The 10422-nt window shown below is 63.9% G+C and carries 9 protein-coding genes; 4 read left to right on the top strand and 5 right to left on the bottom strand.

The genetic code is table 11. The features are described 5' to 3' along the window. Positions 1 to 278: 278 nt before the first annotated feature. On the bottom strand, positions 279 to 695 hold the full coding sequence (locus NKJ13_RS17645) for a hypothetical protein (protein ID WP_352738599.1): 417 nt from the start codon (positions 693 to 695) through the stop codon (positions 279 to 281). Between the two features lie 124 nt (positions 696 to 819). After that, a complete protein-coding gene (locus NKJ13_RS17640) occupies positions 820 to 951 on the bottom strand; it encodes a type 2 periplasmic-binding domain-containing protein (protein ID WP_352649808.1) in 132 nt (43 codons plus the stop codon). 167 nt (positions 952 to 1118) lie between these two features. On the opposite strand from NKJ13_RS17640, the gene NKJ13_RS17635 reads away from it, so the two are divergent. Beyond that, positions 1119 to 2618 carry a helicase HerA domain-containing protein gene (locus NKJ13_RS17635; protein ID WP_352738601.1) on the top strand — a complete coding sequence of 500 codons (1500 nt, stop codon included), beginning with the start codon at positions 1119 to 1121 and terminating at the stop codon, positions 2616 to 2618. Positions 2619 to 2845: 227 nt separating this feature from the next. Here NKJ13_RS17635 and NKJ13_RS17630 read toward each other — a convergent pair whose 3' ends face one another. Together NKJ13_RS17630 and NKJ13_RS17625 are read right to left on the bottom strand one after the other, a co-directional pair. Further along, a complete protein-coding gene (locus tag NKJ13_RS17630; RefSeq protein ID WP_352738684.1) occupies positions 2846 to 5317 on the bottom strand; it encodes a PAS-domain containing protein in 2472 nt (823 codons plus the stop codon). A gap of 81 nt (positions 5318 to 5398) precedes the next feature. Next, positions 5399 to 6493: a branched-chain amino acid ABC transporter substrate-binding protein gene (locus NKJ13_RS17625; protein ID WP_352649805.1), complete on the bottom strand. Its 1095-nt coding sequence runs from the start codon at positions 6491 to 6493 to the stop codon at positions 5399 to 5401. 407 nt (positions 6494 to 6900) lie between these two features. Here NKJ13_RS17625 and NKJ13_RS17620 point away from each other — a divergent pair, with 407 nt between their 5' ends. After that, the gene (locus tag NKJ13_RS17620) at positions 6901 to 7500 is read left to right on the top strand and encodes an ANTAR domain-containing response regulator (protein ID WP_023676288.1); all 600 of its coding nucleotides are present in this window, start codon (positions 6901 to 6903) and stop codon (positions 7498 to 7500) included. 2 nt (positions 7501 to 7502) lie between these two features. Continuing rightward, entirely contained in the window at positions 7503 to 8741 is a 1239-nt protein-coding gene (locus NKJ13_RS17615) for a CmpA/NrtA family ABC transporter substrate-binding protein (RefSeq protein ID WP_352506994.1), read from the top strand. 244 nt (positions 8742 to 8985) lie between these two features. Here the strand turns inward: NKJ13_RS17615 and NKJ13_RS17610 are convergent, their stop codons facing one another. Then, positions 8986 to 9114 carry a hypothetical protein gene (locus NKJ13_RS17610; RefSeq protein ID WP_280952097.1) on the bottom strand — a complete coding sequence of 43 codons (129 nt, stop codon included), beginning with the start codon at positions 9112 to 9114 and terminating at the stop codon, positions 8986 to 8988. Between NKJ13_RS17610 and NKJ13_RS17605 the strand changes: the two genes are divergently transcribed. Further along, on the top strand, positions 9101 to 10417 hold the full coding sequence (locus NKJ13_RS17605; protein WP_352506993.1) for a CmpA/NrtA family ABC transporter substrate-binding protein: 1317 nt from the start codon (positions 9101 to 9103) through the stop codon (positions 10415 to 10417). The genes NKJ13_RS17610 and NKJ13_RS17605 overlap by 14 nt on opposite strands. The last annotated feature ends 5 nt before the right edge of the window (positions 10418 to 10422 follow it).

The raw sequence follows: 10422 nt of genomic DNA, 5'->3' as shown, positions 1-10422 counted from the left end.
ATCACCGAACACTCTCTCCACGGCATCAACACCTCCCGGCAAAAACCGAAAAGTGTTACCTATGTGTCCGGTACAAATCGTCACCTATGTCTCGGGCCGCTCATCCGCGAAAATCAGCAGAACGGCCGCCGGTCCCGGGCTGGCCGCCATCTGTCGCCGACCTAGCTGAGACAAAATGTATGGCTAGCCGACCTCGGCTCGCCGTCCATCTAAAATGGTGAGCCCGTGCCCGGTCTGGACCAGGCAGCGGGCTGAAACGACCGCTGAGCAAAACTCCGTTACTTGTTGCAGTTCTGCATATCCGACGTCATGGCGCCGCTTGGGGTGTTGTTGTCGGTGTCGTTGCCTGCCGTATCCTTGCAGCGGTCCCCCATACCGTTTGTCTGCGGCGTGGTGGCGTTCGTTGCATTCGGATCGATCTGGTTCGGCGAAGTGGTACTGGTCCCGTTGTTGCCGCTGTTGCCGGTGGTGCCCGTGTCGACGCCGGTATTGCCGTTCATACCAGTTCCGCCAGTTCCCGAACCGGTTGATTGTGCCATGGCAGATGTGGCCAGGCCGATAGCAAGTAGGGATGCAGAGAGAATTTTCATCATCTTAGTGTCTCCATCGAGTTGCATCGCTGGATCGCGATCTATACCCAACGAGAGTTTTTCCAGGATGTTCCGTTCGACAGAAATAGTGATCGATACAGTCATTCTGAGAGCTTTGTTGTTCGTCGTTTCGTGAATGGCGCCACGTCAGTGGGTAAAAGGCATGCCGCAAGCCGGTGTGTTGCCGGAAGCGCCAGCACCAGCGGCTCGTCGGGCAGGCCATGGACGATCAGCTCCGGGGTCGAGAGCGGGGATGCAGCACGCCGAGGTCGATCTCGCTGGCGGCGAGTGCTCTTTCCAGCAATGGCGAATTCATCCCGATGAGATCCACCTCGATCTCCGGATAACGGCTGCGAAACATCCGCACCGCCTCCTTATCGAATCGAAACGGCCCGTTTCATTCCAATCCTCTACGATCCTTGATCGTGAGCAGCATCCAGCCTGTGCGCAACACGGAGCGCTCTGCCATGGGCGCTCGACGGGCTGCCACCCCATTGGTAAGCCCTCTCCTTAAGGAGAGTCGAAGACATGACGGTTGCGATCGAGATGGGCCACACGAGCGCAGGTGCCCCGGCGGCACTGGATCTTGAGGAGCTGCTGGCGACGCGCCTTTTGGTGCAGGGCAATTCTGGCTCCGGCAAGTCCCACCTGCTGCGCCGGCTCTTGGAGCAGAGTGCGCCCTGGGTGCAGCAGACCATCATCGACCCCGAAGGCGACTTCGTGACACTGGGCGACCGTTTTGGCCATCTGGTGATCGACGCCGAGGAGCATACCGAGCGCGGCCTGCAGAGCGCCGGCGAGCGGGCGCGCATCCACCGCGTCTCCACGGTGCTTAATCTCGAGGGGCTCGACGCCGAGAACCAGATGCGGCGCGCCGCCGCCTTCCTCGGCGGGCTTTTCGAGGTCGCCCGCGACCACTGGTATCCGATGCTGGTGGTGGTGGACGAGGCGCAGCTGTTCGCGCCGGCGGTTGCCGGCGAGGTTTCGGACGAGGCGCGCAAGCTCTCTCTCGGCGCCATGACCAATCTGATGTGCCGTGGCCGCAAACGCGGGCTGGCCGGGATCATCGCCACCCAGCGGCTGGCCAAGCTTGCCAAGAACGTCGCCGCCGAGGCTTCCAATTTCCTCATGGGCCGGACCTTTCTCGATATCGACATGGCGCGCGCCGCCGACCTGCTCGGCATGGAGCGGCGCCAGGCGGAAGCCTTTCGCGACCTCGAGCGCGGGCAGTTCATGGCGCTCGGCCCGGCGCTGTCGCGCCGCCCGCTCGGCTTGCGCATCGGCCCGACCGATACAAGTCCGCGCCACGCGACCCCGCGCCTCATGCCGCTGCCGGAATCGGCGTTGGAAGATGCCCGCGCGATCATCCTGGCGGCCCCGCCGCCCGAAACCGTCCGGCCGCAGCGCCGGTCGTCGCCGGACCTGCTCGATCAACTGATGGCGGCAAAATCGGCGGCGCTGGAAATCCGCCCCGAAGCGGTGGAGCCGCCGATCAGCGCCGAGGACTTGGCGGAGCGGCGCGAGCGTGTCGACCGGGTGCTGCGCGCTGTGCTGGCGCAACCCGACGCGGGCTTCCGTGTCATCGGCGTGCTCTATCAGGAGTTCGTGGTCCGCTGCCGCATAGAGGGCCTCGCCTCGGTCGTGCCGGATCTGCCAGCGTTCCGCCGCATGCTGACGCGCGCCCGCGCCGGCCTCGGCTCCGACATGGCAGGCGATGACGCCTGGCAGGATGTCTCGGCGCGCGCCTCGCTGCTGCCCGAGGATATGCAGGGCGTGTTCATGATGATCGCCCGCGCGGCCAAGGAGGGCTGGCCCTGCCCGAGCGACGCGGCGATCGCCCGCGCCTATGGCTCGCACTCGCTACGCCGCGCCCGGCGCCTGCTGACCTATATCGAGGAGCAGGGGCTGATCGTGTGCCAGCTCGACGGGGTCGGAAGGCGGACGGTGACGCTTGTCGAACTGGCCTGGGCGACGGCGCCGGGCGATCCGAATGCGGCGGAGGCGGAGCAGGGGAGGGTGGCTGTTTGATTGGGGTGGTTTAGGCGAAAACTGACGTCGCTCAACATCAGCAAAGCGCCATATCCGGACCTTGCCAGTGATGCTGTGAATGTTAAGTCTCGGCTCCGATGCGGACGTTCCGCCCGAGTTCAAAGACTGACTGCGACCGTTCTGTGGCCTTCGCATCGACAGCGCCGATAAGCTGCGTCCCACATCCTACCCCTTGCGTCCATGGGAGGGTCGTTGTGAACCAAGCCCTACTGCCCGTGCTTGTGGGAAAGCCGATCCAGCGCGTCTCGAAGCGCAGTGGCGGCATCGCCACGCTCGTCAGCGGACATCAGCTCCGGTTCAAGTTCCAGCCTGAAGTGCGGCAGCTCGGTTCGAACGGCGCGACAAGCGCCGGCTAGATTGGCCTTCAGGTCGATGACGCGGTAGGTGGCGACGGGATAGGCGATCCCCTTGACCTGGACGTGCCCCATCTCCTCACAGTCGATCATGTCCTTCACTTGCGCAAACGTCTCGTAGGAAATGAGGACGGTCCCCGGTGGCGCCTCCTGTTCCAGGCGCGAGGCGAGATTCACGGCGCCGCCGATTATCGTGTAATCCATCCGGTCCTCGCTGCCGAAGTTACCGACAGTGCAGTAGTCGGTATGGATGCCGATGCGGCAGCGCAGCGGTGTCTCAATTCCAATGTCACGCCAGATTTCGGCAAGTTCGCTCATCCGCTTTTGCATGGTGAGAGCCATCTGCACACACGCCAGCGCGTCCTCCTTGACGCCGCGCGTCTCAGGGTCGCCGAAAAACATCAGGATCGCGTCGCCGACATATTTGTCGATCGTCGCGCCGTGATCCGAAGCAATTTTCGACATTTCCGTCAGATAGTGATTGAGGAGCTGGGTGAGATCCTCGGATTCCATTTTGTCAGTGGTCTCGGTAAAGCCGGCGATATCGGAGAAGCATATTGTCAGTTTCTTCCGCTGGCTGGCGATTCTAACGTCTTGGCGGCCGGCGAATATCGAGCTGTACACTTGCGGCGCCAGGTATTTGGCCAGCTTGCTGGAAAGCGCCTCTAGGGCCGTGGACTTCTCGGCGAGGTTCTCCTCCCTTTGCTTCAGCTCGGTGATGTCCGAATAGACGGCGACCGTGCCGCCGGCGCTGATCCGCCGCTCGCTGATCATGATCCATCGGCCGTCGCCTCGCCGCTGCACCCATGGTTCGCCAGGATTGCGGTGTCGCCACAGGCGCTCGGCAACCCACTCCTCGACCCGCCCCTCGGCGTCCCTGATGTAGCCGCGCTCGGCGGATCGGCGAATGATCTCCTCGAATGCTGTGCCAGGGGTTAGCCCGGTCTCCAGGCCAGCGTAAAGCAGTTCGCGGTAGCGGCTGTTGCTTAGGACAAGCCGGTCCTCTCTGTCATAGAGAGCGAAACCTTCGGAAATGCTTTCGATGGCATCGACTAGCCGCTGACGCGCTTCTGCAACGTCGCGCAGGTTCTTTTCCTCGACCTCGACAGCAGTATCCCGGAAGAGCCTCAGCGCTTGAGCCATGCGCCCGATTTCGTCACTGCCCGCCGCCGGCAGCGGCGCATGAAGGTTGCCCCCCGCAATCGCGAGCATGCCTTGGCTCACGGCCCCCAGTCGGGCGAGGAGGCTGCGGTCGACATAGAGCCAGACAACCAGAACCGAACTCAGGAGGCTGAGGAAGGCGGAGCCGAGCACAACCGCGGTGCCGTAGCGCTGGACGAGCGCGGCTTCGCGACCGGACGCAGCGATCTCCTGGTCTGCCATGGCGACCAGGCGATCGACGCCAGCGGTGAGATTGCGCGACAGTCGATTGTTCTCGGCCAGAAGCCTTTCGCCCTGTGCCAGGACAGCAAACTCGTCCTCCCGCGCCTTGCGGATGCTGTCCTCGCCGTCGGTCAAACCCTTGAACTCGTCGACACGCTGCCGGAAGCGGGTCCGCAGCTTTTCGTCGATCTCCGTGGAAACCTTTTCAAGAGCAGTGAGCGAACGGCGTAGCGGAAAAAGGATCAACGCCAGGTCGCCCGGCGTCGGCGCGTTCGCGACCTTTACCAGCGCGTCGTTGACCGCCGAGATCTCCAGCTGCGCCTTCTGCTGGGGGATGTAGGCCGCAATCGCCTGGACCAGCTCGGCCATCGCCGCTGCGCGTCGATCGGGCGACAGCGACGTATCGGCCGCGACCGCCCGCCATTGCGGGAGCCTGGAATCCATTACTAGGATGCCAGTGGCGACAAGGCGCTGGGCTCCGGTCGTCGTCGCGGCGAGGCGGTTCAGGAGCTCCTCCTTGCGGGCGACCACGTCGAGCCGGGCGACAACAAGAGAGTCGAGCTCCTTCAGGTTGCGCCTGAGAACAATCGCGGCTTCCTCGATCTCGGCCAAATGCACTGTGCCCAGCGTGGCATCCCGGAGGTCCGTGCGCAGGGCCTCGAGGCGGGACATCTCGAGCGCGACGGCAGCCGACACCTCGCTGTGCTGAGCCCTGCTTGTCGCTGCTAGCACCGATGGCGCGGCAGCAGCGACCCGTTCGGCCTGACGCGACAGCTGGAGGGAGGCGAGCGCCGACGGCACTCGATCCATGGTAATTCGGTCGACGACGTCGCCAACCTGGAGGAAGGCATAAAGCGCCGCAGCGGTTGCCAGCACCGCAAGGGCGCTGATCCCGAAAAAGGCGAGCAACAGCCGGCCGCGTATGCCGAGGCGTTCAAGCATCTCGGCGAGTCGGAACAGTCCGGCCACACTGGTCTGCATTAGACTAGACATCTCAGCCGGCACGCCGGCGATCAGCGAACCCTATTCAACCGGCACGTATTCCCCGCCGCGCCAGACGTACCAAACCCAGCTCTGCTTCGTGAGGTCGCCCTTGTCGTCAAAATCGACCCGGCCGATGACAGTGTCGAATTCCTGTTCGTGCAGTGCCGCAATGACGGCCTTCGGCTCCAGCGAACCTGCCTTCGAGACTGCCTGGGCCCAAACCTGGACCGCGCAGTAGCTCAACAGCGTGTAGCCCGCGGGTTCGAAATTCTCCGCACGGAACTGCTCAACGACCGCGGCCGCTTCGGGGCTTCGCCTCGGGTCCGCCGGGAACGTGAAGAGGGTCCCCTCCGCCGCGGGGCCGGCGATCAGGGCAAATTCCTCAGTCGCCAAAGCATCTCCGGATATGAGCTGAACCGTGTAGCCACTGTCGTGTGCAGCGCGAGCAATCAGCGCAACCTCGGCATGATACCCACCCACATATAAGGCGGAGACGCCGGCGGTCTGCAACGCAGCGACCTCGGCCGAATAGTCGTCCTTCCCGGGAATGTATGCGTCGTAAACGGCCTTAGTCACGCCCCGCTTGTTCAGCTGCTTCCTGGTCTCGTCGGCGAGACCCTTCCCATAGGTCGAGTTGTCGTGGAGGATCGCAATCTTCTTGTTGCCCCAGTGATCGGCAAGGTAGTTGCCGGCGATGAAACCTTGCGCGTCGTCGCGGCCAATGGTGCGAAAGACATTGGCACGTCCCTGTTCGGTCAGCTGCGGATTGGTCGAGCCTGGGGATATCTCAACGACGCCCGCCTCCTCGTACACTTTTGATGCGGGGATCGAGGCCCCGGAGCAATAATGCCCGACGACGAGCACGACCCCGTCAGCCACCAGCTTCTTGGCGGCCGCCACAGCTTGCTCGGGATCGCAGAAGTCGTCGACCGAGATGAGCCTCACCTTCTGGCCGAGCACGCCGCCCGCCGTGTTGACGTCGGCCACTGCCATCTCCGCGCCGCGCTGTCCCTGCTCGCCGATCCAGGCAAGCCGTCCTGTCATCGCAGCCGAGACCCCGACCAGCACCTCCGCCCGCGCGGAACTTAATACGGCCGCGAGAACTGCGATCGCTATGGCGATGATGCGATGCATGCGTGCATCCTCTGTCGGTAGCTTACGCCAATCCCGCCAGAGCCGACAGCCCCTTCGGCAAGCGCGGCTGTCTCGGGCTGTTATTGCAGCGCACACCCAATTTGGCGAAGCCATCATACACTGGAATGGCGTGTCATAACTCGTTCGCTGAGGTCGGAATCGCGCACGCGTTGGTCACGCCATAGGTCAGGCCGGTGCCGGGAAGGCCGGGATCTTGGCGCCTGAGGCGATCACCTACGCTGGTAAGACCTGCAGGCAGCCAGTGCCGATCAGGCGGGTGCCGGTGCCCGCGGCGTCAAGTCCGTCGCGCCGGCCGTCGCGTCCAGTGCCTCAGGCGGCGTCGGCTTTGTTTCCGTGAATCTCGCTATGCCGCATTGCACAATCGCCTCGCCTGCGCAAAATGCGGCATGATCCGCAAATCCCTCACTGTCCTGGTGATCGATGAAAACCACATCCGCGCTTCCATAATCGAAGCGGGACTGCGGGAGGCAGGGCATCAGCAGGTCACGGTCATCCACGACGTCGCCGGCATCGCGCGGCGGATCGCCGAGATCGAACCCGACGTCATCGTCATCGATCTCGAAAATCCCAACCGTGACATGCTCGAAAACATGTTCCAGCTTTCGCGCGTGGTGAAGCGGCCGATCGCCATGTTCGTTGACCGCTCGGACCAGGCGTCGATCGAGGCAGCGGTGGAAGCCGGGGTGTCGGCCTATGTCGTCGACGGCCTGCGCCAGGAGCGGGTCAAGCCGATCCTCGACATGGCGATCAGCCGCTTCAACGCCTTCTCGCGCATGGCGCGCGAACTGGAAGAGGCCCGCAGCGAGTTGGAGAGCCGCAAGGTGATCGATCGCGCCAAGGGCATCCTGATGAAGTCGCGCGGCCTGTCGGAGGACGCGGCCTACACGCTGCTGCGCAAGACAGCCATGAACCAGAACCGCAAGATCGCCGAAATCGCGCAGAGCCTGGTGACGGCGGCAGGGCTTCTGGATCCCGAGGAGAGTTGAGAATGGCGGCCGAGCACCGGATCAATGTTGGCTTCATGCCGCTCTTCGACAGCGCCATCCTTGTCGCGGCGAAGGAAATCGGCTTCGCCCTACGTGAAGGCATCGACCTGACGCTCAACCGGGAAACGTCCTGGGCCAACATCCGCGACCGCATCGCCATCGGCCATTTCGACCTGGCGCATATGCTGGGGCCGATGCCGATCGCCTGCAATCTGGGGCTGACGCCGCTCGCCTCCGACACCGTCGTGCCGTTCTCGCTCGGCCTCGGCGGCAATTGCGTGACGGTTTCGAACGCGGTCTGGGCCGGCATGGCCGCGCACGGCGCCCGGCCCGATCTCGATCCGGCGCGGGCCGGTAAGGCGTTGCGAGCGCTGATCCGTGATCGGGCGAATGGCGGCGGCGATCCGCTGCGCTTCGCCGTCGTCCATCCGCACTCCGGGCACAACTACGAACTGCGCTACTGGCTCGCCGCCTGCGGCATCGACCCGTCGCGTGAAATCGAAATCGTCATCGTGCCGCCGCCATTCATGGCCGACGCGCTCGCCGCCGGCAGGATCGACGGTTACTGCGTCGGCGAACCCTGGAACAGCGCCGCGGTCGTCGCCGGCACCGGCCATATCGCCACGGTCAAGGCGGCCATCTGGAAGACCAGCCCGGAGAAAGTCGTCGGCGTGCGCAAGGCATGGGCCGAAAGAGAGCCTGACGCGCTTTCGGCTCTGCTGCGCGCGCTGCATCATGCGGCGCGCTGGTGCCAGGACCCGGCAAACCGTGGCGAACTCGCGGCCCTGATGGCGCAGCCGGCCTTTCTCGGCCTGGCGCCGGCGCTGCAGATGCCGATCCTCAGCGGGCATCTGGCGCTCGGCGGCGGTGCCGAACTGAGCGTCGGCGACTTCTTTCTGCCCTTCAACAAGGCGGCGAACTTCCCGTGGAAGAGCCATGCGCTGTGGTTCTACACGCAGATGGTGCGCTGGGGGCATGTCGCGCACACGCCGGAAAACCTCGCTATTGCCCGCGACTGCTATCGCCCCGATCTCTACCGCTCGGCGTTGAAGCCGCTTGGCGTGGCGCTTCCCGGTGCCAATGCCAAGGTCGAGGGCGCGCTGAAGGCCGCGACCCCAGTTGGTTCGGCGGGGGCAAGCCTGGTGCTCGGTCCCGACGGTTTCTTCGATGGCCAGATCTTCGATCCCGACGAGATCGACGCCTACATTGCCGGCCAGAAATTGGCGCGCGCTGAAGCCTGATCATTTCCGCGCCATTCTTGTGCACTGCACAAAAAATGTGCGTGCAACTGCGCTAATGAACAATCTTTGGCTTGCTCGCCCGGCGGGCCGGGGCGCCGACGATTTTGGCATGCCGTTGATCTCATTGATGTTTATCATCCATTCCGAAACTGGCACGGTTCCTGCGTTGCAATAGGCAGACTCTTCTCGGGGTCACGGAATAGGCGTCCAATGGCGGGCGCTACAGGCAAAGCTGCCGCTCAGGTCAACACGCGATCCCGGATGGACGGACGCGCGCGGCCTGGCCGGCGGCTTTTTTGTTTTGATCGAACACGCAATCGACGGCGCCGATCCCAAGCCGCGCCCAACCGGAGATGACGATGACGAAACGCATCAAGAGCCATTCCGCCCAAACGGCGATCAGCCGCCGCGATTTCCTGAGGATCAGCGCGGCCACCGCGGCAACGCTGGCCGCGGCGCGTGCGCTGCTGCCCTCCGGCGCCTATGCGGCTACCGCCGTACCGGAAGTCACAGGCGCCAAGCTCGGCTTCATCGCATTGACTGATGCAGCACCGTTGATGATCGCCAAGGAGAAAGGCCTGTTCGAGAAATTCGGCATGCCCGATGTCGAGGTGCTCAAGCAGGCTTCCTGGGGGGCGACGCGCGATAATCTGGTGCTCGGCGGCGAAGCCAACGGCATTGACGGCGCCCATATCCTGACGCCGATGCCTTATCTGATGCACACCGGCAAGGTGACGCAAAACAAGCAGCCGCTGCCGATGGCGATCGTGGCGCGCCTCAACTACGACTGCCAGGGCATTTCCGTTGCCCAGGAATATGCCGCCACCGGCGTCGCCCTCGACGCCTCCAGGCTGAAGGATGCCTTCGCCGCCAAGCAGGCCGCAGGCAAGGAGGTCAAGGCCGCCATGACCTTCCCGGGCGGCACGCACGACCTTTGGCTGCGCTACTGGCTGGCCGCCGGCGGCATCGATCCCGACAAGGACGTCTCGACCATCGTCGTGCCGCCGCCGCAGATGGTTGCCAACATGAAGGTCGGCAACATGGACGTGTTCTGTGTCGGCGAGCCGTGGAACGAGCAGCTCGTCCACCAGGGCGTCGGTTTCACCGCCGCTACCACTGGCGAGCTATGGAAGGGCCATCCGGAAAAGGCGCTCGGCCTGCGCGCCGCCTTCATCGACAAGTATCCGAACGCCACCAAGGCGATCCTGATGGCCGTCATGGAAGCCCAGCAATGGTGCGAAGCCAAGGAAAACAAGGACGAGATGGCCGCCATCATCGGCAAGCGGCAATGGATGAACGTGCCGACCGCCGACATCATCGGCCGCCTCAAGGGCGACATCAACTACGGCAATGGCCGCGTCGCCAACGGCACAGATCTCTACATGAAGTTCTGGCAGGGCGGCGTGTCCTATCCCTTCAAGAGCCACGACAGCTGGTTCCTCGCCGAAAACATCCGCTGGGGCAAGTTCGCGCCGACCACCGACATCAAGGCGCTGGTCGCCCAGGTCAATCGCGAGGATCTGTGGCGCGAAGCGGCCAAGGATCTTGGTGTCGCCGCGGCCGATATCCCGGCGTCTTCATCGCGCGGCGTCGAGACCTTCTTCGACGGCAAGGTGTTCGATCCGGAGAACCCGTCCGCCTATCTCGACAGCCTGAAGATCAAGGCATCGGCCTGAACGGT

This window comes from Mesorhizobium sp. M0174, from assembly GCF_040322275.1.
Lineage (GTDB): Bacteria > Pseudomonadota > Alphaproteobacteria > Rhizobiales > Rhizobiaceae > Mesorhizobium.
Note: the sequence above shows the minus strand (reverse complement) of the source record. Positions and strands in the feature narration are given on the sequence as shown.

Bases quoted from the DNA above. Each gene is read 5' to 3' on its own strand.
- NKJ13_RS17645 (WP_352738599.1), bottom strand. From the start codon at position 695: ATGACTGTATCGATCACTATTTCTGTCGAACGGAACATCCTGGAAAAA.
- NKJ13_RS17640 (WP_352649808.1), bottom strand. From the start codon at position 951: ATGTTTCGCAGCCGTTATCCGGAGATCGAGGTGGATCTCATCGGGATG.
- NKJ13_RS17635 (WP_352738601.1), top strand. From the start codon at position 1,119: ATGACGGTTGCGATCGAGATGGGCCACACGAGCGCAGGTGCCCCGGCG.
- NKJ13_RS17630 (WP_352738684.1), bottom strand. From the start codon at position 5,317: ATGCTTGAACGCCTCGGCATACGCGGCCGGCTGTTGCTCGCCTTTTTC.
- NKJ13_RS17625 (WP_352649805.1), bottom strand. From the start codon at position 6,493: ATGCATCGCATCATCGCCATAGCGATCGCAGTTCTCGCGGCCGTATTA.
- NKJ13_RS17620 (WP_023676288.1), top strand. From the start codon at position 6,901: ATGATCCGCAAATCCCTCACTGTCCTGGTGATCGATGAAAACCACATC.
- NKJ13_RS17615 (WP_352506994.1), top strand. From the start codon at position 7,503: ATGGCGGCCGAGCACCGGATCAATGTTGGCTTCATGCCGCTCTTCGAC.
- NKJ13_RS17605 (WP_352506993.1), top strand. From the start codon at position 9,101: ATGACGAAACGCATCAAGAGCCATTCCGCCCAAACGGCGATCAGCCGC.
- NKJ13_RS17610 (WP_280952097.1), bottom strand. From the start codon at position 9,114: ATGCGTTTCGTCATCGTCATCTCCGGTTGGGCGCGGCTTGGGATCGGC.